Source organism: Teichococcus deserti, from assembly GCF_001982615.1.
GTDB lineage: Bacteria > Pseudomonadota > Alphaproteobacteria > Acetobacterales > Acetobacteraceae > Pseudoroseomonas > Pseudoroseomonas deserti.
The window spans coordinates 1-25,685 of the sequence record NZ_MLCO01000073.1 but is presented as its reverse complement, the minus strand read 5'-3'; the positions used below and the strand labels follow the sequence as shown (position 1 = coordinate 25,685).

Annotated in this window: 21 protein-coding genes; 5 read left to right on the top strand and 16 right to left on the bottom strand. The window is 72.6% G+C overall.

What is annotated here, in order from left to right; all coding sequences use genetic code 11:
• Positions 1-4 precede the first annotated feature (4 nt).
• The 7 genes from BKE38_RS09375 to BKE38_RS09345 form a co-directional block, all read right to left on the bottom strand.
• The gene (locus BKE38_RS09375) at positions 5-1,180 is read right to left on the bottom strand and encodes an alpha-hydroxy acid oxidase (protein ID WP_076957057.1); all 1,176 of its coding nucleotides are present in this window, start codon (positions 1,178-1,180) and stop codon (positions 5-7) included.
• Between the two features lie 81 nt (positions 1,181-1,261).
• Positions 1,262-1,996, bottom strand: a complete 735-nt coding sequence (locus BKE38_RS09370; RefSeq protein WP_076957056.1) for a metallophosphoesterase — start codon at positions 1,994-1,996, stop codon at positions 1,262-1,264.
• Positions 1,993-3,423 carry a cryptochrome/photolyase family protein gene (locus BKE38_RS09365; protein ID WP_076957055.1) on the bottom strand — a complete coding sequence of 477 codons (1,431 nt, stop codon included), beginning with the start codon at positions 3,421-3,423 and terminating at the stop codon, positions 1,993-1,995. The genes BKE38_RS09370 and BKE38_RS09365 overlap by 4 nt, the downstream gene beginning before the upstream one ends.
• Complete coding sequence (gene pdeM, locus BKE38_RS09360; protein WP_076957054.1) at positions 3,420-4,142, bottom strand: ligase-associated DNA damage response endonuclease PdeM; 723 nt, start codon at positions 4,140-4,142, stop codon at positions 3,420-3,422. The genes BKE38_RS09365 and pdeM overlap by 4 nt, the downstream gene beginning before the upstream one ends.
• A gap of 91 nt (positions 4,143-4,233) precedes the next feature.
• Positions 4,234-6,783, bottom strand: coding sequence for a ligase-associated DNA damage response DEXH box helicase (locus BKE38_RS09355; protein ID WP_083747414.1), 2,550 nt, complete (start codon positions 6,781-6,783; stop codon positions 4,234-4,236).
• 81 nt (positions 6,784-6,864) lie between these two features.
• Positions 6,865-7,359 (bottom strand): hypothetical protein, encoded by a 495-nt coding sequence (locus BKE38_RS09350; RefSeq protein WP_083747416.1) that lies wholly within the window; start codon positions 7,357-7,359, stop codon positions 6,865-6,867.
• Entirely contained in the window at positions 7,356-7,853 is a 498-nt protein-coding gene (locus BKE38_RS09345) for a hypothetical protein (RefSeq protein ID WP_076957051.1), read from the bottom strand. Before BKE38_RS09345 ends, BKE38_RS09350 begins: the two co-directional genes overlap by 4 nt.
• A gap of 168 nt (positions 7,854-8,021) precedes the next feature.
• Between BKE38_RS09345 and BKE38_RS09340 the strand changes: the two genes are divergently transcribed.
• Complete coding sequence (locus BKE38_RS09340; RefSeq protein ID WP_076957050.1) at positions 8,022-10,079, top strand: methyl-accepting chemotaxis protein; 2,058 nt, start codon at positions 8,022-8,024, stop codon at positions 10,077-10,079.
• 105 nt (positions 10,080-10,184) lie between these two features.
• Here BKE38_RS09340 and pcaB read toward each other — a convergent pair whose 3' ends face one another.
• From pcaB to BKE38_RS09305, 7 genes are all read right to left on the bottom strand, one after another.
• Positions 10,185-11,537 carry a 3-carboxy-cis,cis-muconate cycloisomerase gene (gene pcaB / locus BKE38_RS09335; RefSeq protein WP_076957049.1) on the bottom strand — a complete coding sequence of 451 codons (1,353 nt, stop codon included), beginning with the start codon at positions 11,535-11,537 and terminating at the stop codon, positions 10,185-10,187.
• A 19-nt stretch (positions 11,538-11,556) separates the two neighbouring features.
• Positions 11,557-12,714, bottom strand: a complete 1,158-nt coding sequence (gene pcaDC / locus BKE38_RS09330) for a bifunctional 3-oxoadipate enol-lactonase/4-carboxymuconolactone decarboxylase PcaDC (RefSeq protein WP_076957048.1) — start codon at positions 12,712-12,714, stop codon at positions 11,557-11,559.
• Positions 12,715-12,784: 70 nt separating this feature from the next.
• Positions 12,785-14,107 (bottom strand): TRAP transporter large permease, encoded by a 1,323-nt coding sequence (locus BKE38_RS09325; protein ID WP_076957047.1) that lies wholly within the window; start codon positions 14,105-14,107, stop codon positions 12,785-12,787.
• Positions 14,104-14,592, bottom strand: a complete 489-nt coding sequence (locus tag BKE38_RS09320; RefSeq protein ID WP_076957046.1) for a TRAP transporter small permease — start codon at positions 14,590-14,592, stop codon at positions 14,104-14,106. Before BKE38_RS09320 ends, BKE38_RS09325 begins: the two co-directional genes overlap by 4 nt.
• On the bottom strand, positions 14,585-15,619 hold the full coding sequence (locus BKE38_RS09315; RefSeq protein ID WP_076957045.1) for a TRAP transporter substrate-binding protein: 1,035 nt from the start codon (positions 15,617-15,619) through the stop codon (positions 14,585-14,587). The genes BKE38_RS09320 and BKE38_RS09315 overlap by 8 nt, the downstream gene beginning before the upstream one ends.
• 86 nt (positions 15,620-15,705) lie before the next feature.
• A complete protein-coding gene (locus tag BKE38_RS09310; protein WP_083747412.1) occupies positions 15,706-16,539 on the bottom strand; it encodes an ABC transporter permease in 834 nt (277 codons plus the stop codon).
• Positions 16,529-17,353: an ABC transporter ATP-binding protein gene (locus tag BKE38_RS09305; protein ID WP_278247612.1), complete on the bottom strand. Its 825-nt coding sequence runs from the start codon at positions 17,351-17,353 to the stop codon at positions 16,529-16,531. The genes BKE38_RS09310 and BKE38_RS09305 overlap by 11 nt, the downstream gene beginning before the upstream one ends.
• Positions 17,354-17,535: 182 nt before the next feature.
• Between BKE38_RS09305 and BKE38_RS09300 the strand changes: the two genes are divergently transcribed.
• Together BKE38_RS09300 and BKE38_RS09295 are read left to right on the top strand one after the other, a co-directional pair.
• Positions 17,536-18,984 (top strand): bifunctional ADP-dependent NAD(P)H-hydrate dehydratase/NAD(P)H-hydrate epimerase, encoded by a 1,449-nt coding sequence (locus BKE38_RS09300; protein ID WP_076957044.1) that lies wholly within the window; start codon positions 17,536-17,538, stop codon positions 18,982-18,984.
• A gap of 77 nt (positions 18,985-19,061) precedes the next feature.
• Positions 19,062-20,459, top strand: coding sequence for a malonyl-CoA decarboxylase (locus BKE38_RS09295; protein ID WP_076957043.1), 1,398 nt, complete (start codon positions 19,062-19,064; stop codon positions 20,457-20,459).
• Here BKE38_RS09295 and BKE38_RS09290 read toward each other — a convergent pair.
• Complete coding sequence (locus BKE38_RS09290; protein WP_242662297.1) at positions 20,456-21,235, bottom strand: EAL domain-containing protein; 780 nt, start codon at positions 21,233-21,235, stop codon at positions 20,456-20,458. The genes BKE38_RS09295 and BKE38_RS09290 overlap by 4 nt on opposite strands.
• Before the next feature lie 247 nt (positions 21,236-21,482).
• On the opposite strand from BKE38_RS09290, the gene BKE38_RS09285 reads away from it, so the two are divergent.
• On the top strand, positions 21,483-23,885 hold the full coding sequence (locus BKE38_RS09285; RefSeq protein ID WP_076957042.1) for a 1-deoxy-D-xylulose-5-phosphate synthase N-terminal domain-containing protein: 2,403 nt from the start codon (positions 21,483-21,485) through the stop codon (positions 23,883-23,885).
• A 65-nt stretch (positions 23,886-23,950) separates the two neighbouring features.
• Positions 23,951-24,394, top strand: coding sequence for a hypothetical protein (locus BKE38_RS09280; protein ID WP_076957041.1), 444 nt, complete (start codon positions 23,951-23,953; stop codon positions 24,392-24,394).
• Between the two features lie 99 nt (positions 24,395-24,493).
• Here the strand turns inward: BKE38_RS09280 and BKE38_RS09275 are convergent, their stop codons facing one another.
• The gene (locus BKE38_RS09275) at positions 24,494-25,681 is read right to left on the bottom strand and encodes a pyridoxal phosphate-dependent aminotransferase (protein ID WP_076957071.1); all 1,188 of its coding nucleotides are present in this window, start codon (positions 25,679-25,681) and stop codon (positions 24,494-24,496) included.
• Positions 25,682-25,685 lie beyond the last annotated feature (4 nt).

The following is a 25,685-nucleotide window of genomic DNA, read 5'->3' as shown; positions in this document are numbered from 1 at the left end:
TGTTTCAGCGGCCGCCGGGCGGCAGCACGACATCCCCATGGCGCGGGGCATGCAGCACGTCGGGAGAAATCTCGCGCACGTCGCGGATGCCGGTCAGCGCCATGCTGACATCCAGCTCCTTGCGGATGATCTCCAGCATCTGCGTCACCCCGGCATGCCCGCCGGCCGCCAGGCCATACAGCCAGGCCTTGCCGATCATGCAGCCCTTGGCCCCCAGCGCCATCGCCTTCATCACATCCTGGCCGGACCGCACCCCGCCATCGAACAGCACCTCGGTCCGGTCGCCCACCGCCTCCGCCACCGACGGCAGCAGCGAGATCGAGGACGGCGCCCCATCCAGCTGCCGACCGCCATGGTTCGAGACAACGATGGCATCGGCGCCCGTCTCGGCGGCGATGCGCGCATCGTCGACATCGCAGACGCCCTTGAGGATCAGCTTCCCCGGCCAGATCGAGCGGATCCAGGCCACGTCCTTCCAGGACAGCGACGGATCGAACTGCCCGGCGATCCAGTGCGACAGCGTGGTCAGCCCCGACCCCCCGGTGGGCGCGTTGGTCAGATTACCAAAAGTCTTGCGCTTGCCGCGCAGCACTTCCATCGCCCAGCGCGGCTTGGTGGCGATGTCCAGCGCGTTGCGCAGCGTCAGCTTCGGCGGCACCGCCAGCCCGTTCTTGATGTCGCGATGCCGCTGCCCCTGGATCTGCAGGTCCAGCGTCAGCACCAGCGCCGAGCACTTGGCGGCGATCGCCCGCTCCACCAGCGACTTCGAGAAGCCGCGGTCCCGCATGACGTAGAGCTGGAACCAGAACGGCTTCTGCACCGCCTCAGCCACATCCTCGATCGAGCAGATCGACATGGTCGACAGCGTGAAAGGAATGCCGAATTCATGCGCCGCGCGGCAGCCATGGATCTCGCCATCGGCATGGAACAGCCCGGTCAGCCCGGTGGGCGCGATGGCCACCGGCATGGTGACCTTCTCGCCCAGCATGGTGGTGGCCGTGCTGCGCTCCGACACATCGACCATCACCCGCTGGCGCAGCTTCAGCGCGGCCAGATCCTCGCGGTTGGCGCGCAGCGTCGCCTCGTCATAGGAGCCGCGATCGGCATAGTCGAAGATGGCGCGCGGGATGCGGCGGCGCGCGATGTCGCGCAGATCCTCGATATTGGTGGCGATCGGCACGGCATTCCCCCGAGGCTTGGCGCGTTTCTGTCACGCCAGTGTCGCCCTGCCGGTCACGCGCCGCAAGCTGCCAGGCCAGGACTACCAGGGAAGATCCATCCAGGAGAGATGCCCGCCCTTGCCGGCCCCGGTGTCCAGGAACACCGCGCGCCCCCCGGCGGCCGAGACCGCCACATAGGGCCGCCCGTCCAAGCTGCGCAGCTCATGCCCGCAATAGACGGTGATGCCGGACGGGATGCGGTGCACCCAGTTGTGCAGCCGCTCGGGATAGCCGTCGGCCCGCGTCCGGCTGGTCACCTGGCCGAACAGCGCGCGCGGCACCAGCCCCTCGGGCTTCTCGCTGCCGGCATCCGGCGGCGAAGCCTCGCGCAGCATCCGCGGATGGAAGCCGCCATGCACGAACAGCCAGGAGCCCAGCCGCAGCCAGGCCGGCGCCGCGCCGATCGCCGCCATGGCGCGGGCCTTCAGCGCGTCGCCATCGTCGGCGGCGTCGAGCTGGGCCAGGGTGACGCCCAGCCCCTCGGGGTCGGGGCGCACCAGGGCGCCGCCCAGCGCCCGGCGCAGCTTGTGGTCGTGGTTGCCCAGGATGAACAGGCCCGTGCCGCCCTCGACCATGTCGAAGGCCAGCCGCAGCGTGCCGGGATTGTCCGGCCCGCGATCGGTCAGGTCGCCCAGCTGCAGCACGAAGAAGCGCTTCTCGGCGGCGCCCTCGACGGCGGCGGCGAAGGCGCGGGCGTCGCCATGCACGTCGCCCACCACCCGCAGCCCCTTGAAGTCGCGCTTCAGCCGCGCCAGCAGCGCTGTCCCCGGGGTCATTCTCGGCCGCTCCGCAGATCCGCGAAGGCGGCCAGCGCCCGGGCCCGCGCGCCGGCATGGTCGACCACCGGCTTCGGATAGGTCTGGCCGAGCGTCACCCCGGCGCCGCGCAGCACGGCCTCCGGCGCGGCCCAGGGCTGGTGCAGCCACTTGTCGGGCAGCTGCGCCAGCTCGGGGACGAAATCGCGCACATAGGCGCCGTCGGCGTCGAATTTCTGGCCCTGCAGGATCGGGTTGAAGATGCGGAAATACGGCGCCGCATCCACTCCGCAGCCGGAGACCCACTGCCAGTTCTGGCTGTTGCTGGCGAGGTCGCCATCGACCAGCGTGTCGAGGAACCAGGCCGCGCCATCCTGCCAGGGCTGCAGCAGGTGCTTGACCAGGAAGCTGCCGGTGATCATCCGCACCCGGTTGTGCATCCAGCCATGCTTCCACAGCTGGCGCATGCCGGCATCGACGATCGGATAGCCGGTCTGGCCGCGCTGCCAGGCCGCCAGCAGCTTCGCATCCGGCTGCCAGCCGAACTGCTCGAACTCGGCGCGCAGCGGCTTGTCCGGCAACTGCGGGCGGTGCCACAGCGTGTGGTAGGAAAACTCCCGCCACAGGATCTCCTTCAGCCAGGTTTGTCGGCCGCCATCCTGGCCGTGCCCGGCCACCGCGTGCCAGACCTGGCGCGGCGACAGCTCGCCCCAGTGCAGGCGGGGCGACAGGCGCGAGGTGCCGTCGATGCCCGGGGTGTTGCGGCCGTCGGCATAATCGGCCGCGTCCTCGCCGGCGAATTCCGCCAGCCGGGCCTGGGCGGCGTCCTCGCCCGGGGTCCACATCGCGGGGAAGGCGGCGGCCCAGTCGGGCTCCGGCTTGTGCGGCAGCAGCTTCAGCGAGCCGAGGCTGACGCCCCCCTTCGGCGGCTTCACCCCGGCCAGCTTCCCGGGCGCCGGGATGGCGGGCGGCGGCTCGCCCATCGCCATGATGGCGCGCGCGAAGGGGGTGTAGACGGCGTAAGGCTTGCCCTGGCCGGTGCGCAGCCGATCCGGCTCCAGCAACACGGAGGAGGTGTGCAGAACCAGCTTGCGGCCCTCGGCCTCCAGCGCCTCGGCCACCGCGGCGTCGCGTGCCCGGGCCCAGGGGGCATAGAGCCGCCCGGCCTGCACGCTCTGCGCCCCGATCGCCTTGGCCAGCTTCGGGATTTCCGCCACCGCATCGCCATGCAGCAGATGCAGCGCGGCGCCACGGGCCTCCAGCGCCTTGGCCAGCGCGGCCAGGCTGTGATGCAGCCACCAGCGGTTCGCCCCGCCATGCCGGTGCGCGGCGTCGTCCAGCACATAGACGGCCAGCATCGGCCCTTCGGCCGCGGCATGCAGCGCCGGGTTGTCGGCCAGGCGCAGGTCCTGGCGGAACCAGACCAGCGTGGGGGCGGCGGCGGTCATGCCGCGCCGATCGGCGCCATGCGCCCGGCGGCGGCGGCCATCTGCCGCATCGGCCCGGTGGCCAGGCTGTAGAGCCGGTCGCGCCCCAGCAGGAAGGCGCGCCCGCCGCGCGGGAACAGCGCCGCGATCGGCGCCGCGGTGATCGCCAGCCCACCTGTATAGGCGCCGAAGGCCGGCAGCAGCACGCGCCGCGCATCGGCCAGGAAGCAGGGGCGCTCGACCGGGCCGCAGCGCGTCGCCAGCGCCGCCTTGGGATGGAAATGGCCGCTGAGCTCGAAGCCGGCGGCCGTGCCGGGGCGGCCCTCGTGGCGGAAGGTCAGGGGGCCGAGCTTCAATTCCTCCACCGCGGCGCCGGGCAGGCCCTCGGGCGGGACCGGGTCGTGATTGCCCAGCACCCAGGTGACCTCGCGCCCGGCCAGCAGCGTCAGCAGCGCCTGGCGGTCGGGCGCGGCCAGCCGCGACGGGCCGGCGGCGTCATGGAAGGAGTCCCCCAGGAACAGCAGATGCGCGGGCGCATAGCGGCGCAGCAGCGGCTGCAGCCGCGCCAGGGTCTCGCGCGTGTCGTAGGGCGGCACCAGCTGGCCGCGGGCGGCGAAGTGGCTGCCCTTTTCCAGGTGCAGGTCGGCCAGCACCAGCAGATGTCGGGCGGGCCAGAACAGAGCCCCGGCGGGATCGAGCAGCAGGCGTTCGCCGGCCAGGTGAAAGGGCGCTGAAATCATTGCTTCCCCTGCGTTACCGGAGTGCGGCAGAGGCGGGAAGGGGAAAAGCTGCCGCAAGCCGCGGAAATGCGGCGAAATTCTGGCGGCCGGCTTAACCGTCGCCGACGCGTCTGGCACCGCCCGTCACGGCACGCGGCGCGCGGCGGACGACGCGGGTGCGGCGGTCGCGCTGCGGCCGCGGGGCGGGTGCCGGGCCGAGCTGCTCCTCGAGCCCCAGCGCGCCGGAGAAATGGTCGGCGCCGTCGGTGGCTTCCTCGACCAGGGCGACGGCCTCGGCCAGCAGCGCCTCCTCGGCATTGCCGGAGACCCATTCGCGCCCCTCCTCGATCAGGGCGGGGACGGCCAGCGGCGACACCCGCTCCAGCGCGCGGTGCCGGATGCGGCCCTGGATGCGCGAGAGCAGGCTGCCGATGCGGCCGACATCGGTCAGGCCGGCCGCCGCCTCGGCCCGCGTCGCGCGCAGCAGGATATGGTCGGGCTCGTGCTTGCGCAGCACGTCGTAGATCAGGTCGGCGCTCATGGTCATCTGCCGCCCGGACTTTTCGGCGCCCGGATGGTTCTTCTCCAGCAGCCCGGCGATGGTGGCGATGTTGCGGAAGCTGCGGCGGAGCATCGAGCTTTCCGCCATCCATTCCTCCAGCTCCTCGCCCAGCAGGTCCTCGGTGAAGAGCGCCTCCACATCGGTGACCGGGAAGGCCGACCAAGCGGCCAGCACATAGTCGGTGCCGAGGAAGCCGAGCGGCGCCAGCCCCAGCCGCTCCATCCGCCGGGTCAGCAGCATGCCCAGCGTCTGGTGCGCCAGCCGCCCCTCGAAGCAATAGGCGACCAGGAAGAAGCGGCCGCCGCGCGGGAAGGTCTCTATCAGGAGCCCCTCGGCGGGGGGCAGTTCCGAGGCGTGCTGCTGCAGCCGCAGCCATTCGCGCACCGGCGGCGGCAAGGCGCGCCAGGCTTTCGGGTCCGACAGGATCGCCCGCACCCGGCGCGCCAGGTCAGTCGAGAGCGGCATGCGCGAGCCGGCATAGGTCGGGATGCGCGGCTCGCTTTCGCCACCCGGCGACACCACGGCCGCCGTCGGATCGAGCCGTTCGTATTTCAGCAGCCGCCCGGCGAACAGAAAGTTGTCGCCGGGCTCGAGGGTGGAGATGAACCACTCCTCCACCTCGCCCAGCACCGGGCCGCCGCGCAGCCGCACCTTCAGCAGCGGCGTCTCGACGATGGTGCCAAGGTTCATCCGCAGCTGCCGCGCCACCTGCGGCCCGCGCACATGCACCAGCCCCTCGGCGTCGCGGAACAGTTTCCTGAATCGCTCATAGGCGGTCAGCGCATAGCCGCCATCCTCGACGAAGCGCAGCGTGTCGTCGAAGTCGCGGCGGGACAGCGTGGCATAAGGCTGCGCCCGCCGCACCTCCTCGAACAGGTCGTCGGGGTGGTAGGGGGCGTGGCAGGCCATGGCCAGCATGTGCTGCGCCAGCACGTCGAGCCCGCCCGGCCGCGGCGGCTCGCCATCCACCTCGCCGGCGGCGACGGCCTGGATGGCGGCGCGGCATTCGATCACCTCGAAGCGGTTGGCCGGCACCAGGATGGCGCGGCTGGCCTCGTCCATCCGGTGGTTGGCGCGGCCGACCCGCTGCAGCAGGCGTGCGACGCCCTTCGGCGCGCCGACCTGGATCACCTGGTCGACCGCGCCCCAGTCGATGCCGAGGTCGAGCGAGGCCGTCGCCACCACCGCGCGCAGCTTGCCCGCCGCCATCGCGGCTTCCACCTTGCGGCGCTGCTCGACGGTCAGCGAGCCGTGGTGCAGGGCGATCGGCAGGTTATCCTCGTTCAGCCGCCACAGGGCGGCGAAGCAGAGCTCCGCCTGGGCGCGGGTGTTGACGAAGATGATGGTCACCCCCGCCGAGCCCAGCCGCGCATAGACGTCGGGCATCGAGGCCAGGCCCATATGCCCGCCCCAGGGCAGGCGCCCCGCGGGCAGCATCACCTCCAGCGCCGGCGCTGCCCCTCCGCGCTCGCGCACCAGCCGCACGCCTCCGGGCCGGGCGTCGGGCGAAACCCAGGCGGCGATCGCCTCCGGATGCGCCACCGTCGCCGACAGCCCGACCCGCCGGGCCTTTGGCGCCAGCCGGGTCAGCCGCGACAGGCAGAGCGCCAGCTGGTCGCCGCGCTTGCCGCCGGCGAGGGCATGCACCTCGTCGACGACGATGCAGGCCAGGCTGCCGAAGATCTCCTGGGCGTCGGGCAGCGACAGCAGCAGGCTCAGGCTTTCCGGCGTGGTCAGCAGGATCTGCGGCGGGTCCTGCCGCTGCCGGACGCGGCGGTTGGCGGGGGTGTCGCCGGTGCGGGTCTCGATGCGGAGCTCAAGCCCCATCTCCTCCACCGGCGCCAGCAGGTTGCGGGCGATGTCGACGGCCAGCGCCTTCAGCGGCGAGACATAGACGGTGTGCAGTCCCGGGCGCGGGTCGCGGTGCAGGTCGATCAGGCTGGGCAGGAAGCCGGCCAGGGTCTTGCCGCCGCCGGTGGGCGCGATCAGCAGGGCCGAATCGCCGGCCTGGGCGGCCTCCAGCATGGCCAGCTGATGGGCGCGGGGCCGCCAGCCGCGGCGGGCGAACCAGGCGGCAAACGGTTCTGGCAATGTTCGCATCGGTCTCGGGGATATAGCCCCCCAGCCGGGAAAAAACAGATGTGGGGGTCCGGGGGCATTCAATGCCCCCGGATTCTTCCCTTACTGCAGGTATCCCCAGCGCGCCGTCGCCGGCTCTGCGCTGGCCCAGCGCCAGCCGCCCGGGTTGCGGCAGGCCGTGGCGAGGAAGATGCCTTCCGGCGGCTTCTCCGGCTTGTCGACAACGGAAAAGAGAATTTCGCGGCATTGGGTCAGCGGCGTGTCGATGATGCGCGTCACCTGCAGCTGGCCCTGCTGGTCGCGCCAGCCGAAGGGCAGCTCGTGATTGACCTGCCAGGGCCGCGGCTCGTTCAGGGCCAGCGTGCTGGCGGCCTGGGCGATCGCGGTCTGCTCCTCGTTCTGCAGGCCGCGCATCCAGCGCGCCAGCGCCGCGTCGGCTGCCGCGCGCACGCCGACGCCGACGGCGTAGCCCACCGCCGGGTTGGAGGTGATGGTGCCCGTGGCCGCGCCGGTGAGGCCGCCGGCGATGCCGCCGGCCAGCTCGCATCCCGCAAGCAGGGGGGCCAGCAGCAGCAGCGCCGCGGCGCGCTGCCTCATTGCAGCGAGCCCCAGCGGGCGGTCGCGGGCTCGGCGCTCGCCCATTTCCAGCGCTCGCCGTTGCGGCAGATGATGGCGGTGAAGAACTCGGTCTCGATCGGCACCTCGGTCTCGATCGAGAAGACGATCTCGCGGCAGGCGAAGCCTAAGCCGCCGATCTCGCGCACGATGGTCACCTGGCCGGCCGGATCGCCGACCGGCAGGCTGTGCTTGACCTGCCAGCGGGCGACGGCGCCGGGGCGCAGCGGGCCCGCGGCATTGGCGATGCCGTCCTGCTCGGCCGATTGCAGCTGGCGGCGGGTATAGGCGAGCCCGGCGCGGGCGGCGGAAAGCACGCCGACGCCGATGCCGGCGGTGACCGCGGTGTCGCGGGTGACCGCGCTGGCGAGCGCCGCGCCGCCGAGGCCGGCGACCTCGGCCGAGCCTTCGGTGACCAGCGCGGCGCAGCTGGGCAGGGTGGTCAAGGCTGCCAGCAGCAGCAGGGCCGGCTTCATCCTCGGGCGTCCTCCTCGTGCCTTGCGCGGTGCTCTTCGCATAGCGCGGCAGTTCCGGGGGGTCTAATGCCGGTCACGTCATCGAAACTTCACCGCGGTGCAGCATAGGCCGCTCAACCGGTTAATATAGCTCTTGGTATCCGGCCCGGGATCGCCTGGGAGATACCGATGACCATCCGCACTCGTCTGCTCGCCGCCCTGCTGTTGATCGGCGGGCTGACCGCGGCGCTGGCGTCGTGGCTGGCGGCCGGGGCCTGGGCGGATGTGCAGGGCGCGCGCCGGGTGGATGCCGCCGCCGCCACCCTGGCGCACATCGCCGCCGCCCGCCAGGCGGTGGTCGAGGAGGCGGCGCGGCTGACCGACACCGCCATCGCCGCCCCGGGCGCTGCCGAGCAGGCGGTGCAGGAGGGGCTGCAGGCCGCCGCCGCGGCCAGCCGGCGCGCGGTGCAGGGCCTGCCGGGCGCGGCGGCGAAGGCCGATGCGGCGCTCGAGGCGCTGCGCGGCCCGCTGCTGGAGGCTGCCCGCCTGCCGCGCGACGAGCGCGAGCGCGCCGCCGCCGACGGGCTGGCCCAGGCGCTGGCCGCGACGCTGGGGCAGCTGCGCCAGACGGCGGCGACGCTGTCGCGCGAGGCGGCGGCCGGCGCGCCGGCGGCGGCGGCGGCGCTCGGCATGGCCGAGGAATCGCAGACCCTGTTCGAGCTGATGAGCGACCGCTCGATGACCCTGTCGCAGGGCATCGCCGGCGGCGCGCTGGGCTATGACAAGGCGGTGGCCGCCACCGCGCTGGGCGGCCGCGTCGCCGAGGCCTGGTCGCGGCTGCAGGCGGCCGCGACCGAAGCCGGGCTGAACGCGCCGGTGCTGGCCGAGGCCGCGACGACGCTGGCCGAGGGGCTGATGCAGGATGGCGAGCGCAGCTTCGCCGAGCTGGTCGCCGCCGCCCGCGACGGGCTGCCGGCGCCGATGACCTATGCCGCGTTCCGCGACTGGACCGGCCCGACCATCGCCGCGGCGCTGGCCCCGCGCGACCTGGCGCTGGCCGAGGCCCGCCGCCTGTCCGACGCCCTGGCCGCCGGGGCGCAGCGCCGGCTGCTGATCGCCGGCGGCGCCATCCTGCTGACCGCGCTGGCGGTGGCGCTGTCGACGCTGCTGCTGGTGCTGCGCGTCGCGCGGCCCTTGCACGTCCTGACCGAGGCGGTCGGGCGGATCGCCCAGGGCGAGCTGGACACGCCGCTGCCGGGCGACGGCGCGGCGCGGGCGCGTCCCAGCCGCGACGAGATCGCCGGCATGGCCGAGGCGCTGCGCCAGCTGCGCGCCGAGGCGGTGACGGCGCGGCGCCTCTCGGCCGAGGCGGCCGCCGAGCAGGCGGCCCGCATCCAGCGCGGCCAGCGGCTGGAAGGGCTGCTGGCCGGCTTCGAGGCGGATATCGCCAGCGGGCTGCAGGCGGTGGCCCAGGCGGCGCAGCGGCTGGACGGCACCGCCCTCGGCGTCACCGGCACCGCCGGGCAGGGGGCGGCGGCGGCGATGGCCGCGGCCGGCGCCAGCCAGGGGGCGAGCGGGCATATCGGCGCCGTCGCGGCCTCGGCCGAGGAGCTGGCGAGCTCGATCGACGCGGTGGCGCGGGAGGTGAACGCCTCGGCCGAGGCGGCGGCGCGGGCGACGTCGCTGGTGCGCGCGGCGGAGGCCGAGGTGCAGAGCCTGGCGGGGGCAGCCGAGGCGGTGACGCCGGTGCTCGGGCTGATCGACGCCATCGCCAGGCAGACCAATCTGCTGGCGCTGAACGCCACCATCGAGGCGGCCCGCGCCGGGGATGCCGGCCGCGGCTTCGCCGTCGTCGCCGGCGAGGTGAAGGCGCTGGCGCAGCAGACGGCGCAGGCGACCGAGCAGATCGTGGCGCAGGTCGATGCCATGCGCGCCGGCAGCGGCAGCGCGGTCCGCGCCATGGGCGCCATCGCCAATGCCATGCAGGAGCTGGACGCCATCGCCGGCCAGGTCGCCGCCGCCACCGAGCAGCAATCGGCCGCCACCCGTGGCATCGCCGGTGCCGTGGCCCATGCCGCCGCCCAGGCGGAGGAGGCCAGCCTGCAGGCCGGCGGCACGCGCGAGCGGCTGGACGAGATGGGCACCGCCTTCGCAGCACTTCGCCAGGATGCCGGTCAGCTGGCGGGGCAGACCACGGCGATGCACGACCGGACGGATGCTTTCCTCACGGCGGTGCGTGCCGCCTGATCGTTTGCCTCAGGCGCCGGCGCCGCCTGGAGCGGCTTGGCTGCGCCGCACCGGCGGCGGCGCCCATGCGGGCGCTCGGCCGGCGGGGCCGGCCGCAGGCTCCGCTCAGCCCATCCGCGCCAGCACCCGGTCGATGAAGGCCTGGGTGCTGCCGAGATAGCCGGCCGGGTCGGTCAGCCTGGCGATGGCGGCGGCGTCGAGCTTTCCGGTGACCGCCGCGTCGCGCGACAGCGCCTCGGCCAGCGACACGCCCTCGGCCAGGGCGACGTCGCAGGCATGGTGGACCGCGTCATGCGCCGGGCCGCGGCCGAGCTCGGGGGCCAGGCCCATCATCACCGCCTCGGCGACGATCAGCCCGCCGGTGGAATCGAGGTTGCGGCGCATCCGCGCGGCATCGACCGTCATGCCCTCGGCGATGGCGATCGCCTGGGCCAGCGCGCCATGCGCCAGGGTGAAGGCCTGCGGCAGGGCGAGCGGCTCGGCCTGCCAGGGGCCGGTGCCGCGCTCCTGGTCGACCGCCATGGCGCCGAGCATCTGCGGCACCAGCGCCTGCACGCCGCGTGCCTGGGCGAGGACGTATTCGCAGGCGATCGGGTTGCGCTTCTGCGGCATGGTCGAGGACCCGCCGCGGCCGGGAGCGTGAGGTTCGAAGACTTCCGCCACCTCGGTCTGCATCAGCAGCATCACGTCGGTCGCGAACTTGGACAATGCCCCGGTCAGCAGGCCGAGGACGCAGACGGCTTCGGCCATGCCGTCGCGCGCCACATGCCAGGGGGCGTCGGGCAGGGCGAGGCCGAGCTCTTCCGCCAGCGCCTCCGACACCGCCAGTCCGCGGTCGCCGAGCGAGGCCAGCGTGCCGACGGCGCCGCCGAATTGCAGCTTGAGGACACGCGGGCGCAGCTGGCGCAGCCGCTCGGCCATGCTGATCAGCGGCGACAGCCAGATGGCGCATTTGTAGCCGAAGGTCACCGGCAGGGCGTGCTGCAGATGGGTGCGGCCGGCCATCACCAGCCCGCGGTGCTCCACCGCCTTCGCGGCCAGGGCGCGGTTCAGCCGGTCGAGATCGTCCTCGACCAGGGCGAGCGCCGCGCGCAGCTGCAGCACGATGGCGCTGTCGATGATGTCCTGGGTGGTGGCGCCCCAATGCGTCCAGCGCCCGGCTTCCGGTCCCGCCATGGCCGAGAGCTGCTTGACCAGCCCGACGACGGGATAGCCGGTGTTGCGCGTGGCGACGGCGAGGGCTGCGAGATCCAGCTTCTCCGGCTGCTGCGCGGCGGCGCTGATGGCCTCTGCCGCCTCGGCCGGGATGATGCCGAGCCGCGCCTCGGCCCGGGCCAGCGCGCCCTCGACCTCCAGCATGCGGGCCAGGAAGGCGGCCTCGCCCATGATGCCGCGCATCGCCTCGGTGCCGTAGAGCGCCGAGAGCACCGGGCCGTCGGCAGGATTGACGGAGAACATGGGCGGGGGGCCTTTCAGCTCAGGCGGCTTCGTCGAGCAGCCGGTAGGTTTCCTTGGCCAGCTTCAGCGCGTGGTTGGCCAGCGGCACGCCGGCATAGGCGCCGACCTGCAGCAGCACCTCCGACAGCTCCTCCGGCGAGACGCCGGTCTGCCGCGTCGCCTTGACGTGCAGGACGAACTCCTCGTGCCGGCCGAGCGCCGCCATCATCGCCAGCGTCAGCAGGCTGCGGGTGTGCCGCGCCAGCCCTGGCCGGGTCCAGATCTGCCCCCAGACATTGCGCGTGATGTAGTCCTGGAAGGGCCGGTCGAGCGGCGTCACGGCGAGGCTGGCGCGGGCGACATGCGCCTCGCCGAGCACGGCCTTGCGGACGGCATAGCCCGCTTCGAGGAAATCTTCCGGCGGCTGCCACCGGGCGTCGAGATGGGCGAGCATCGCCGCCGTCAGCGCCGCTGCCGCCTCGTAGTTCGGGATGTGGCTGGCGCCGTCCAGCACCACCAGATCAGCGTCGCGGAAGCGGGCGCGCACCGCCTCGGCCGCGGCCAGCGGGGCGGCAGGGTCGTGCTCGCCCAGGATCACGGTGGCGGGCATGACGAAGCGCACCGGCAGGTCCTCGGGCGCCGCGTCGCGCAGCGCGGCGCCGGCGGCAGCATAGCCTTCGCGGTCGGTGCGCAGCAGCATGGCGCGCAGGCCCTGGCCGGCCGGCGTCTCGGGATGGCAGACCCAGCGCGGCATGACGGCATCGGCCAGCACCTGCGTGCCGCCGGCGCGCACCGCGTCGATGCGGCTCTGCCAGGTGGCGGCGTCAGGATAGGCCAGCGCGGTGCCCACCAGGATCAGCGAGGCGACGCGCTCGGGGGCGATGGCCGCGAGCTGCAGCGCGATCCGCCCGCCGATCGAGCAGCCGGCGACATGGGCGCAGGGAATGTCCAGCGCATCCAGCAGCGCCAGCGCATCGGCCGCCAGCAGCGCCATGGAAGAGTCGCCCGGCGTCACGCCCGACAGGCCATGGCCGCGCAGATCCGGGCGGATGACGCGGAAGCGGCGGGAGAGCGCCACCGCCTGCGGGTCCCAGATATGCTGGGTGGTGCCGATGGAATGCAGCAGCAGCAGGGGCGGGGCCTCCTCCGGCCCCTCCACCACGCAATGCACCAGGTGATCGGCGATCTGGACGAACATGCTGAGCCTGCCCCCGTGAACTTCGTGCCGGCCGCTGTCGCCGTTCCGATGGAACCTTAACCTGATGCGCCTAGCCGAGCCAGCGCACCAGCAGCAGCGACAGCGCCGGGAAGCCCGTGCAGAGCGCCAGCCGCAGGAAGTCCATCGCCAGGTAGGGCAGGACGCCGCGATAGATCCTGGCCATCGGCACGTCGCGCGCGAGCCCGGCGACGACGAAGACATTCAGCCCGATCGGCGGCGCGGTCAGGCCGATGCCGACGACGATGAGGACCAGGATGCCGAACCAGATCGCCGTCTCCTCCGTGCTGAGGCCGAAATCGAGGGCGGTGACCACGGGGAAGAAGACCGGCAGGGTCAGCAGGATCATCGCCAGCTCGTCCATCACCGCGCCGAGGACGATATAGCTGGCCAGCAGCAGCGCCAGCACGCCATAGGCCGGCAGCGACTGCTCGGTGATCCAGAGCGCCAGCAGGTCGGGCGCCTGGGTCAAGGCGAGGAAGGCGTTGAACACCTCGGCGCCGAGCAGGATGGCGAAGATCATCGCCGTGGTCTCGGCGGTGCCGCGCAGCGCCGCGAAGAGCTCCGTCCATCCCAGGCTGCGCCGGGCCACGGCGACCGCCAGCGTCGCGACCACGCCCACCGCCGCGCTTTCGGTCGGCGTGAAGATGCCGCCATAGATGCCGCCGATGACCGCCACCGCGATGGAGAGCACCGGCAGCACCCGCAGCAGCGCCGCGCGCTTCTCGGCGAACGACATTGCCGGGGCAGGGGGCATCAGCTCTGGCCGTAGCCGCGCCTGGATCATGATGGCGACAATGTAGGAAAAGGTCGCCAGCAGGCCGGGGATCAGGGCGGCCATGAACAGCTTGGCGATGTTCTGCTCGGTGCTGATGGCATAGACCACCAGGATGACGCTGGGCGGGATCAGGATGCCCAGCGTGCCCCCCACCGCGATGGTCCCGGTGGCAAGCCCCGGCGCATAGCCGTAGCGGCGCAGCTCCGGCAGGGCGGCGCGGGCGAAGGTGGCGGTGGTCGCGACCGACGATCCGCAGACGGCGCCGAAGGCCGCGCAGGCGCCGATCACGCCGATCGCCAAGCCCCCGCGCCGCGCGCCGACCAGCGCCTGGGCCGCGGTGAACAGGTCGCGCGCCAGGCCGCCGCGCTCGGCGATCGCCCCCATCAGGATGAAGAGCGGGATGACCGACAGCGTGTAGTTGGCAAACAGGTGGTAGGGCGTCGTCTTCAGGTAATTCAGCAGCACGTCGAAGCCGACGATCTGCTGGTAGCCGACGGCGCCGACCAGCAGCATGGCCAGCCCCACCGGCGCCCGCAGCACGATCAGCAGCAGCATGGCGCCGAAGCCGAGGCCGGCCTGCAGGAACTCCTCGCTCATGCGGGGCGGCCCTGCAGCAGGCGTCGGGCGGCGAGCCCGGCGGCCAGCGCGGTCGCCAGGAAGGCCAGCGCCCCCAGCCCGATGCCCGGCCAGATCGGCACCGACAGCACCATGCTGCGGGTGTCGCTGGCGAGCGATTCCAGCGTGCCCAGCGCCATGCGCCAGGCGAGCGCCAGCGCCACCAGCCCCCAGACAAGATTCCAGAAGGCGTCGATCGCCGCCTGGACGCGCTGCGGCAGCCAGGTGGTGAAGCTGTCGACCAGGATATGGCTGCCGGCCAGCGTGCCATGCGCCAGGAAGCCGAAGACGGCGATGCCGGCGCCCATCTGCACCAGCTCGAAATCGCCCGGGATCGGCTGGTCGAGCAGCCAGCGCCGCAGCACGCTGGCCGTGGTCAGCAGGGCAGTCGCCAGCAGCAGCAGGCTGCCGCCCAGCATCAGCGCGCCCGACAGCCGGGCGATCGGCCCACGCTTCTGCTCAGGCATGGCGGGCGAAGGTGGCGCGGGCGTCGTCCAGCAGGGCCTGGGCATCGAAGCCGCGCGCGGCGCCCTGGGTCGCCCAGGCCTCCGTCACCGGCTGGCAGGCGCTGCGCCAGCGGGCGGCTTCCTCCGGCTCCAGCTCGATCAGGGTATTGCCGCGGCGGCGGGTCATCTCGGAGACAGCGACCGCCTGCTCGTCCAGCATGGCGCCGACCAGCGCCGCCGCCGCCTCGCCCGACTGCGCGTCCAGCACGGCGCGGAGGTCGGCCGGCAGCGCCTGGTACTTCGCCTTGTTCATCGCGAGCACGTTGGAGGCCGTGTAGAAGGTCGGGTTGCCGGGGAAGGCCGTGTGGTTGCGCACCAGCTCCTGCAGCTTGATCGAGGGCACCACCTCCCACGGCACCACGGCGCCATCCAGCACGCCCTGGCTCAGCGCTTCGGGCACCTGCGGCACCGGCATGCCGATCGGCGCGGCGCCCAGCGCGCGCAGCGCCTCGCCGGCCTGGCGGGTGGGGAAGCGCAGCTTCATGCCATGCAGGTCGGCAAGCTGCCGCACCGGGCGGCGGGCATGGATCAGCCCGCCGTCATGCGACCAGAAGCAGAGCGGATGCACCTCGGCGAATTCGGCCGCCAGGTGCTTCCGGGCGAAGTCCTGGGTGGCTTTCGCATTCGCCAGCCCGCTGCGGTTGGCGATGAAGGGCAGCTCCAGCACCTCGATGCGGGGGAAGCGGCCGGGGGTATAGCCGGGCAGGGTCCAGGCGATGTCGGCGACGCCGTCGCGCGCCTGGTCGAAGAGCTGCGGCGGCGCGCCGCCCAGCTGCATCGAGGGGAAGATGCGGATCTTCAGCCGGCCGGCCGAGGCCTCCTCGACCTTCTTCGACCAGGGCAGCAGGAAATTGCGGTGGACATTCGACACCGCGGGCAGGAAGTGGTGCAGCCGCAGCGTCACCTCCTCGGCCCGGGCGCCGCGGGGCAGCAGGGCCGGCGCCGCGAGGCCCGCGGCCAGCCCGAGCAGATGGCGACGTTGCACCATGATCCGATCCTCCCTGGGAAGCTTCTGCTTAGCCCCTGCCGCGGGCGGCCCGCAATGATCCACCCGCCGGGCGGGAATCGGCGCGGCTAGATCTGGCCCTGCTGCCCCCGCATCGCCCAGCCGGTGGTGCGCGCCTCGATGGCGGCGGCGACGACATACATGGCGACCCCCATGGCCGCGGTGACCAGGAGGCCTGCGAAGACCAGCGGCACGTCGAAGCGGCTGCTGGCCAGCATCATCAGCTGGCCGATGCCGCTGTTGGCGGCCACCGTCTCGGCCAGGATGGAGCCGACGAAGGCGACCGTGATGGCGATCTTCAGCGAAGCGAAGAAATAGGGCATGGCCCGCGGCAGCCCGACCTTGCGGATGATGTCGACCGGCCGGGCGCCCAGCGCCCGCAGCACGTCGCGCAGCTCCGGCTCGACGGTGGCGATCCCGGTCGCCACATTCACCACGATGGGGAAAAAGGAGATCAGGAAGGCGGTGATGATGGCGGGCACGGTGCCGATGCCGAACCAGATCACCAGCACCGGCACCACGGCGACCTTGGGCACCGAGTTGAAGCCGATCAGCAGCGGGTAGAGCCCGTGATACATCAGGGTCGAGCTGCCGATCGCCACCCCCAGCGCCAGGCCGAAGACGATGGCGAGCGCGAAGCCGGCCAGCGTGGTCATCAGCGTCTGCCCGGCATTCTCCAGCAGCGGCTGCCACCACTGGACGATGCTGCCGAGCACGACGCTGGGCGCCGGCAGGATGAAGGGATCGACCTGGAACAGCCGCACCACGCCCTCCCACAGCAGGAAGGCGGCCAGCACCACCAGCCAGGGCAGCACCCGCTGCAGCCGGCGGCGGCGCCTGGCGCGGGCCAGCATGGTCGCGACGCGCCGGGCATTGGCGGCGCCCTTCTGCTCAGCCGACATGCGCGACCTCCTCGCCGCCGATGCTGTCGCCGCGCCGGGCGGCGCTGATCTCGGCGCGCAGCCGGTGCTGCAACGCCTGGAATTCCGCGCCATAGGTGTCTTCCAGCCGGCGCGGGCGGGGGAAGGGGACCGTATGGTCGGCGATGATCCGCCCGGGGCGGGCCGACATCACCAGCACCCGGTCGGCCAGGAAGGCGGCCTCCTTCAGGTCATGGGTGACCAGGATGACGCTGGGCTTCAGATCGGCGCAGAGCTCCTGCAGCTGCACCCAGAGATCCTCGCGGGTGAAGATGTCGAGCGCGCCGAAGGGCTCGTCCAGCATCAGCAGCTTGGGATCGTGGATCAGCGCGCGGCACAGGCTGGCGCGCTGCTGCATGCCGCCCGAGAGCTGATGCGGGAATTTCCGTTCGAAGCCCGACAGCCCCACCAGGGACAGCAGGTGGCGGGCCTTGGCCTCATAGGCGGGGCGCTCGGCGCGCAGGCGGCGGCGATGCGGCTCCACCACCTCCAGCGGCAGCATCACATTGTCCAGGATGTTGCGCCAGGGCAGCAAAGTGGGGTTCTGGAAGGCCATGCCGACCGAGGAGAGCGGCCCGTCCACCTCGCGCCCCTCGACGGTGACGCTGCCGGCGGTGGACGGCCACAGCCCGCTGACCAGCTTCATCAGCGTCGACTTGCCGCAGCCCGAGGGGCCCACCACCGCCACGAACTCGCCCCGCGCCAGGCTCAGGCTGGTGTGCTGCAGGGCGAGCGTGCCCTCCGCCCCGCCATAGCGCATGGCGACATCCTCGATCTCGACGAATCTCTGTTCCAAGTCACGACATCCCCGGCGGCGGGGCCCCCTTTGCCAGGAAACGGCCCGCTGCCGCGAGAGCCGATTGCGCAGGGCTGCATGATTTTCGTCACAATTCTCCCCGGGGTCGCTGGGGTACCTGGGGCAACGCCGGGCGCGGCGTGGGCGTTCCGTCGGTGGATCCGCTGGACTAGCCTTCGCCCATGAACCGCCACGCCTTGCTGACACCGGAAGAAATGGGCCGCGCCGACGCCGCCGCCATCGCGGCCGGCCGTTCGGGCGAGGCGCTGATGCTGGCCGCCGGCCGTGCCGTCGCCGAGGCGGTGCGCCGCCGCTTCTCTCCCCGCCGCACCCTGGTCCTGGCCGGACCCGGCAACAATGGCGGCGACGGCTATGTGCTGGCGCGGCTGCTCGAGCAGGCCGGCTGGCCGGTCGCCATGGCGCCGCTGGCCCCGCCGCGGCCGGGCAGCGACGCCGCCGCGGCCGCCGCCCGCTGGCGCGGCCCGGTGGTGCCCTTCGCCGCGGCCGAGGTCGGGCGCGCGGCCCTGGTGGTCGATGCGCTGTTCGGGGCCGGCCTGTCGCGGCCGCTGTCGGGCGACGTCGCGCAGCTTCTGCGATCGGTGCGGGCGCCGCTGGTGGCGGTCGACATCCCCTCGGGCGTCGACGGCGCGACCGGCGGCATCCTGGGCTACGCGCCCCAGGCGGCGCTGACCGTCACCTTCTTCCGCCGCAAGCCCGGCCACCTGCTGCTGCCGGGCCGCGACCTCTGCGGCGAGACGGTGCTCGCCGAGATCGGCCTGCCCGATACGGTGCTGGAGGCCATTGCCCCACGCGCCTTCGGCAACGCCCCCGGCCTGTGGCGCCCGCCGCTGCGCGACTCCGGCAGCCACAAGTTCAGCCGCGGCCATGTCACCATCCCCTGCGGCGCGGCGCTGCCCGGGGCGGCGCGGCTGGCGGCGGGCGCGGCGCGGCGGGCCGGCGCCGGGCTGGTCAGCCTGGCGACCGACGACGCCGCCACCGCCGCCATCCTGCGCGGCGGCGAGCCCGGGCTGATGGTCACCACCGAGGCCGTCGAACACCTGCTGGAAGACCGCCGCCGCGATCCCTGGCTGCTCGGCCCCGGCCTGCCGCCCGACGATGCCACCCGTGCCCTGCTGCGCCGGGTGACCGGGGCCGGGCGGATGGTCGTCGCCGATGGCGGCGCGCTGACCGCCTGCGCCGGCGATCCGGCCGGGTTGCAGGGCGCCGCCATCCTGACCCCGCATGCCGGCGAGTTCCTGCGGGTCTTCGGCGATCCCGGCGACGACCGGCTGGCGGCGGCGCGGAAGGCCGCGGATGTGACCGGCGCCGTCATCCTTCTGAAAGGCTCCGACAGCATCATCGCGGCACCCGACGGGCGCGCCGCGATCAACCACAACGCGCCGCCGGCGCTGGCCACCGCCGGCAGCGGCGACGTGCTGGCCGGGCTGGCGGCCGGGCTGCTGGGGCAGGGGATGGGGGCTTTCGACGCCGCCTGCGCCGCCGCCTGGCTGCATGGCGATGCGGCGCAGCGGGCGCTGGCCGGGCAGCCGGCCGGGTCGCCGCTGCTGCCCGAGGATCTCTTTCCGGAAATCGGAAAAAGCCTTGCCTCGGCCCTTCCCAGCAGCCCCTAGGCTGGGGCAAGCTGCTCACCATATGTTTCTGCGGATTTCACTCCCGGCCCATCGCCGGGAGCGCTGAAGGAGGCACCATGTCCGACATCGCCGTGGCGGAAGCCGGCCTGTTCGATCGCGCGCTGAAGCGCGTCGCCCTGCTCTGGCGCGACATGGCCTCCTCGGTCTCCTCGCCGGCCGAGGATGCGAGCTGGGAATCGCGGATGCGCGCCTGCCTCGAGGCCCGCGGCGGCGAGGTCTCGGCCCGCGCCCGCGCCGCCGGCCTGGCGCAGTCCTACACCACCCTGGACGAGGCCGGCCGCATGGCCTTCTTCCAGGCGCTGGCTGGCTTCGACTCCGACCCTGCCGCCGTCGAGGCCGCGATGCGCGAGGTCAGCGCCGCCCCCGACACGGCGGCGCGCGCGGCGGCGAAGGCCAAGCTGCGCCGCACCCTCGAGCCGCCGCGGCTGCGGCTGCTGACCCAGCTGACCACCATCCCGGACGGGGTGAAGTTCCTGGTCGACCTGCGTGCCGACCTGCTGCGCGGCATGGGGCGCGACCCGATGCTGCAGGCGCTCGACGCCGATCTGCGCGGGCTGCTGGCCAGCTGGTTCGACCTCGGCTTCCTGGAGCTGCGCCGCATCGACTGGCAGTCGCCCGCCGCCCTGCTGGAAAAGCTGGTCGGCTACGAGGCGGTGCACCGCATCCGCACCTGGCGCGACCTGAAGAACCGGCTGGATTCCGACCGCCGCTGCTATGCCTTCTTCCATCCGCGCATGCCGGAGGAGCCGCTGATCTTCGTCGAGGTGGCGCTGGTCCAGGGCCTGTCCGGCTCGGTGCAGAAGCTGCTGGACGAGAAGGCGCCGGTGCAGGACCCGCGCGCCGCGGACACCGCCATCTTCTACTCGATCAACAACTGCCAGCGCGGGCTGGACGGCATTTCCTTCGGCAACTTCCTGATCAAGCGGGTGGTCGCCCTGCTGTCGGAGGAGCTGCCGAAGCTGAAGACCTTCTCGACGCTGTCGCCGATCCCGGGCTTCCGCCGCTGGCTGGAGGAGGCGCTGATCGAGCCCGAGCCGAAGCTGCTGACCGAGGAAGAGAACAAGCTGCTGACCGAGGCCTCGGGCCTGGCCGACGGGAATGCGGCGCTGCGCGCGCTGTTGGCCAACCGCCGCCCGCTGTCGGAATCCTGGTGCGCCAAGGCCGAGCCGGTGCTGACCCGGCTCTGCGCCCGCTACCTGGTGCTGGAGACCGGCCGCGGCGGCCGCCGCGCCCGCGACCCGGTGGGGCATTTCCACCTGTCGAACGGCGCCCGGGTCGAGCGCATCTGCTGGCGCGGCGACATCTCGGAGAAGGGCATCCGCGAGAGCCTCGCCTTCATGGTCAATTATCTCTACGACCCGGCGAAGATCGAGGACTACCACGAGGCCTATGTCGGCGAGGGCACGCGGGCGGCGCCGACCGCCCTGCGCAAGCTGGCCCGCAGCGGGCCCTAATCCCCGGGCGGCGGCACCGGCACGGGCAGCTGCTCGAAGCCGGGCCGTCCCAGCAGATAGCCCTGGAACAGGGTGATGCCGAGCTGGCGCAGCATGTGGAACTCGGCCGCCGTCTCGACGCCCTCGGCCACCACGGCGCAGCCGAGCTCGGCGCAAAGGGCTGCGACATGGCGCAGGATGATCTGGCGCGGCCGGTCGCGGTCGACGCCGCGGATCAGCGCCATGTCCAGCTTCACCGTGTCCGGCTGGAACTCCGCCAGCAGGCTGAGGCCGGAATGGCCGGCGCCGAAATCGTCGATCGCCGTGCGGAAGCCCATAGCGCGGTAGCTGGCCAGGATGCGCAGCAGATGCGCCGGATCGGCCATGGCCTCGGTCTCGGTGAACTCGAAGATCAGCCGGTCGCGCGGCAGGCCGACCCGCTCGGCGGCGTCCAGGCTGGCGCGGATGCAGGCGCGCGGCTCGTAGACGGCGTTCGGCATGAAGTTGATCGACAGCGCCGCCGGCGTCGCCAGCAGCCCCAGCCGCGTCGCCAGCTCGATGGCCGTGACGCGGCAGCGCTGGTCGAAGCTGTAGCGGTTCTCGTCCGAGATCCGGGCCAGCACGCTGGCGGCGCTCTCCCCGGCTGGCCCGCGCACCAGCGCCTCATAGGCATAGAGGCCCTGGCCGGCCTCATCGCAGCGCAGGATCGGCTGGAAGGCCATCGACAGGGACGGCGTGGCGGGCGCCGCCGCGCCGCAGCCGCGGCAGCCGCGCGGGTGGGAATCGGGCTCGGGCATGCGCTGGCTCCTGTCAGGGCGCCGCTTCTGCGCCAAAGTCATGAATGCTTCATTGTCATATGTTGGGCGGCGGGTGCCGCGTTGCGCCTCCCGCCGCCCGTTTTGGCCGCTCCCGCGCCGCGGGGCAGGGTTGCGCCGGACCGCCGCGCGCGCTGGGCTCTGGCGGCGGGCGCCCGTTCCGGTCCACCATGGCCTGTCCAAGGAATGTCGCGAGCCAGGGGGCGCGAACCCCCGGGGAGAGAAGCCGATGAACGCCACGCCCGATCCGCGCGGCCTGCGCGCCGAAGCCGATGCCGCGCTGGAGCCCGACCGCCGCCTGGCCGTGCTGAAGGCGCTGGAAAAGAAGCTGCTCTGGCTCTCGGCCTGGACCATCCACAACGCCAACCACATCCGGCCCAACCGCGACGGGCTGAAGGTGGGCGGGCACCAGGCTTCCTCTGCCTCGGTCGCGGCCATCATGACGGCGCTGTATTTCGACATCCTGCGCCCCGAGGACCGCGTCGCGGTCAAGCCGCATGCCGGCCCCGTCTTCCATGCCGTGAACTACCTGCTGGGCCGGCAGGAGCGGGACAAGCTGGCGACGCTGCGGCAGTTCGGCGGCATCCAGCCCTATCCGAGCCGGGTCAAGGACGGGGCCGAGGTGGATTTCTCCACGGGTTCGGTGGGGCTCGGCGTGGCGCTGACCAGCTTCGCCGCCCTGGTGCAGGACTATGTCCACCTGCAGGGCCTGGCGCGGCCCGGCATGGCGCGCGGCCGCCACGTCGCCATCGTCGGCGACGCCGAGCTCGATGAGGGCAATATCTACGAGGCCCTGCTGGAAGGCTGGAAGCACGACATCCGCGATGTCTGGTGGGTCATCGACTACAACCGGCAGAGCCTGGACAGCGTCGTCCCCGACCGTCTCTTCGGCCGGATCGAGGGGCTGTTCCGCGACATGGGCTGGAACGTCGTCACCCTGAAATACGGCCGCAAGCTGGAGGCCGCCTTCGCCCGGCCGGATGGCGAGCATCTGCGCCGCTGGATCGACGACTGCCCGAACAGCCTCTATTCGGCGCTGACCTTCCAGGGGGGTGCTGCCTGGCGCGCCGCCCTATTGGCCGAGCTCGGCCGCATCCCCGGCATCCGCGCCATCATCGACCCGCTGGACGATGCCGAGCTCGGCGCGCTGATGACCAATCTCGGTGGCCACGACATCGAGACGCTGACCGAGCAGTTCCGCGCCCAGGAGGCGGCTGGCGACCAGCCGACCTGCTTCATCGCCTATACGGTCAAGGGCATGGGCCTGCCCTTCGCTGGCCACAAGGACAATCATGCCGGGCTGATGACCCGCGAGCAGATGGATTCTTTCCGGACGGAGCAGAACATCCGGGAGGGCCATGAATGGGACCTGTTCGAAGGTCTCGACATCCCCGAACCCGAGCTGCGCGACTTCCTGGCGAAAGTGCCCTTCGCCCGGCCGCTGACGCCTGAGGGCCGCTGCCTCTCGGCCGAGCCGGTGCCGGTGCCGCCGACCCTGCCGGCGCCCCGGCTTGCGCCGAACCGCATGGCCTCCACCCAGTCCGGCTTCGGCGAGATGCTGGCCGAGATCGGCCGCGGCAACCGCGAGCTGGCGCCGCTGGCCAGCCGCATCGTCACCACCAGCCCGGACGTCACCGTCTCGACCAGCCTCGGCCCCTGGGTGAACCGGCGCGGCATTTTCGACCGCCACCTGAAGAACGACGTGTTCCGGGATGCCAAGTTGGCTTCCGCCCAGCGCTGGGGCATGTCGCCGAAGGGCCAGCACGTGGAGCTGGGCATCGCCGAGCAGAATCTCTTCCTCGTCCTCGGCGCGCTGGGGCTGGCGGACCGGATGCACGGGGCGCGGCTGCTGCCCGTGGGGACGGTCTACGACCCCTTCGTCAACCGCGGCCTCGATGCGCTGATCTATGCCTGCTACCAGGATGCGCGCTTCCTGCTGGTCTCGACGCCCTCCGGCCTGACCCTCGCCCCCGAGGGCGGTCAGCACCAGAGCAGCAACACGCCGCTGCTGGGCATCGCTCAGGACCGGCTGGTGGCCTATGAGCCCGCCCATCTGGACGAGCTCGCCATCCTGCTGCGCCACGCCTTCCACCACATGCAGCAGCCCGACGGCTCGGCGGTCTGGCTGCGGCTGTCGACCCGCAGCATCGCCCAGCCCGAGCGGCAGCTCGACCCGGCGGCGGTGATCGAGGGTGGCTACTGGGCCGTCCCCCCGGCCGAGGGTTCCCGCATCGCCATCGCCTATCAGGGGCCGGTCGCGCCCGAGGCCATGGCCGCCTTCGAGATGCTGCGCGAGGAAGAGCCTGGCGCCGGGCTGCTGGCCATCACCAGCCCCGACCGGCTGCAGGCCGGCTGGCTCGCCTCGCGCCGCACCGCGCGGCGCGGTCCGGGGGCAACACCCTCGGCGATCGAGCGGCTGCTGGCGCCGCTGGCCGCGGATGCCGCCATCGTCTCGATCCTCGACGGCCATCCGGCGGCGCATGGCTGGATCGGCGGGGTGCGCGGGCATCGCATGGTGCCGCTCGGCGTCGACCGTTTCGGCCAGGCTGGGGACATCCCCGACCTCTACCGGGAATACGGGCTGGATGCGGATGCCATCCTGGATGCCTGCGCCCAGGCGCTGCTGGGTTGAGCCAAAAAAGAGACGGTGTCTTATTTATTAAGCGTTAACATTGCTGCGGCATCAGCGGCGGGCCCATGCTCGCCGCCCTGCATTTCACGCCGCCCGAAAGCCGCGCCATCGCCATCGCGCTGGCGCCGCTGCGCCTGCCGCCACCGTCCGAGCTGCTGGCGCGCCGCCGCCGCGGCCAGGCCGGCATCCTGGTTGCCGCCAGCCTGGAAGGGCAGGGGGCCGCCTGCCTGGTGCTGGACCCGCATGAGCTCTGGATCGCGCTGGAGTCGGCCGACGCCGAGTCGCTGGGCGGCCTTTCTCTCCGTTCGGGCCGGCGGATGATGCTGCGCGACCTGCTGCGCGCCGCCCTGGCCGAGGAAGGGGAGGGGGCGCTGGCGCCGCTGCGCCGGCCGGCCCGTGCCGGCGAGGCGCCGCCCTCGAAGAAACTGACAAGGGTCCTGCCGGAGGGGCGGCTGCGCATGGCGCTGCTCGCCTTGCCCGGCAGGGGGCTGCTGAACCTGCTCGCCTAGGGTGGTTTCCGCTGGCCATGGCTCAGTTCAGCCACTCTAGACTGCTGTTTTTCCAAAATCTTTACCCGATCTGGTGAGTCCACCAGATCGGGATCGGCTCTAGGCGAGGCCGGCGCGCGCCCGGAAGAAGGCCGCGAGGCGGCGCATCGCCTCCTCGGCCAGCGCGGTGTCGATGGCGAAGCAGAGCCGCAGCTGACCCTGGCCGGCCGGGCCGAAGGCGGTGCCGGGGGCCAGCCCCACCTTCGCCTCGCGCAGCACGCGGACGGCCAGCGCCTTGGCGTCGTGCTCCCCCTCGACGCCGAACATCACGTAGAAGCTGCCCTCCGGCGGCTGCACCTTCACCCCCGGCAGCGCGGCCAGCCCCTCGGCGAAGATCCGGCGGCTGTCGCGGCAGCGCGCGACCATGGTGCGGATGAAGTCGTCGCCCTGCTCCAGCGCCGCCACGCAGGCATGCTGGATGAAGGTCGGGATCGAGGTGGTGTTGTACTGGCTGAGATTGTCGAAGACCGGCGCCAGCCCCTCGGGGAAGACCAGCCAGCCGGCGCGCCAGCCGGTCATCGCCCAGTTCTTGGAAAAGGTGTTGGAAATCAGGAGCCTGTCCTGAGCGTCACAGACTTCCAGGAAGGAGGGCGCGATGGCGTTGCCGTAGGTGAAATGGTTGTAGACCTCGTCGGAGAGGATCCACAGCCCGTGGCGGCGGGCCAGGTCGCGCAGCGCCACCATCTCCGCCCTGCCCATCACCCAGCCGGTCGGGTTGGAGGGCGAGTTGATGGCGATCACCCGGGTCTTCGGCGTGATCGCGGCCTCGATATCGGCGAGATCCAGGCGGAAGGCGCCGGGGCGGTCCTGGCGCAGCGCCACCGGCACCGGCGTGCCGCCCAGCACCTTCACCGTCTCGGCCAGGTTCGGCCAGTGCGGCGCCGGGAAGATCACCTCGTCGCCCGGGCTGAGCACGGCCTGCAGCCCCTGCATAATGGCGTTCATGCCGCCGGTGGTCACCGTGAAGCGGCTGGCCGGCACCTCCACGCCCCAGTGGCGGCGGTGGTAGTCGGACAGCGCCTGGCGCAGCGCCGGCAGGCCGAGCGCATAGGTGTAGCGGGTGTGGCCGGCGCGCATCGCGGCCGCCGCCGCCTCGACCACGAAGGGCGGCGTCGGCAGGTCGCCCTCGCCGATCCACAGCTTGATCACCGCCGGGTCCTCGCGCGCCAGGTCGGCGATCTCGGCGATCTGGTTGACCTCGAGGGCGCGGATGCGCTCGGCCAGCGTCTCGAAGGGGGCGAGGGGCAGGGGG

Excerpts from the sequence above, each read along its gene's own strand:
- BKE38_RS09370 (WP_076957056.1), bottom strand. The coding sequence starts at position 1,996 with ATGACCCCGGGGACAGCGCTGCTGGCGCGGCTGAAGCGCGACTTCAAG.
- BKE38_RS09365 (WP_076957055.1), bottom strand. The coding sequence starts at position 3,423 with ATGACCGCCGCCGCCCCCACGCTGGTCTGGTTCCGCCAGGACCTGCGC.
- pdeM (WP_076957054.1), bottom strand. The coding sequence starts at position 4,142 with ATGATTTCAGCGCCCTTTCACCTGGCCGGCGAACGCCTGCTGCTCGAT.
- BKE38_RS09355 (WP_083747414.1), bottom strand. The coding sequence starts at position 6,783 with ATGCGAACATTGCCAGAACCGTTTGCCGCCTGGTTCGCCCGCCGCGGC.
- BKE38_RS09350 (WP_083747416.1), bottom strand. The coding sequence starts at position 7,359 with ATGAGGCAGCGCGCCGCGGCGCTGCTGCTGCTGGCCCCCCTGCTTGCG.
- BKE38_RS09345 (WP_076957051.1), bottom strand. The coding sequence starts at position 7,853 with ATGAAGCCGGCCCTGCTGCTGCTGGCAGCCTTGACCACCCTGCCCAGC.
- BKE38_RS09340 (WP_076957050.1), top strand. The coding sequence starts at position 8,022 with ATGACCATCCGCACTCGTCTGCTCGCCGCCCTGCTGTTGATCGGCGGG.
- pcaB (WP_076957049.1), bottom strand. The coding sequence starts at position 11,537 with ATGTTCTCCGTCAATCCTGCCGACGGCCCGGTGCTCTCGGCGCTCTAC.
- pcaDC (WP_076957048.1), bottom strand. The coding sequence starts at position 12,714 with ATGTTCGTCCAGATCGCCGATCACCTGGTGCATTGCGTGGTGGAGGGG.
- BKE38_RS09325 (WP_076957047.1), bottom strand. The coding sequence starts at position 14,107 with ATGAGCGAGGAGTTCCTGCAGGCCGGCCTCGGCTTCGGCGCCATGCTG.
- BKE38_RS09320 (WP_076957046.1), bottom strand. The coding sequence starts at position 14,592 with ATGCCTGAGCAGAAGCGTGGGCCGATCGCCCGGCTGTCGGGCGCGCTG.
- BKE38_RS09315 (WP_076957045.1), bottom strand. The coding sequence starts at position 15,619 with ATGGTGCAACGTCGCCATCTGCTCGGGCTGGCCGCGGGCCTCGCGGCG.
- BKE38_RS09310 (WP_083747412.1), bottom strand. The coding sequence starts at position 16,539 with ATGTCGGCTGAGCAGAAGGGCGCCGCCAATGCCCGGCGCGTCGCGACC.
- BKE38_RS09300 (WP_076957044.1), top strand. The coding sequence starts at position 17,536 with ATGAACCGCCACGCCTTGCTGACACCGGAAGAAATGGGCCGCGCCGAC.
- BKE38_RS09295 (WP_076957043.1), top strand. The coding sequence starts at position 19,062 with ATGTCCGACATCGCCGTGGCGGAAGCCGGCCTGTTCGATCGCGCGCTG.
- BKE38_RS09290 (WP_242662297.1), bottom strand. The coding sequence starts at position 21,235 with ATGCCCGAGCCCGATTCCCACCCGCGCGGCTGCCGCGGCTGCGGCGCG.
- BKE38_RS09285 (WP_076957042.1), top strand. The coding sequence starts at position 21,483 with ATGAACGCCACGCCCGATCCGCGCGGCCTGCGCGCCGAAGCCGATGCC.
- BKE38_RS09280 (WP_076957041.1), top strand. The coding sequence starts at position 23,951 with ATGCTCGCCGCCCTGCATTTCACGCCGCCCGAAAGCCGCGCCATCGCC.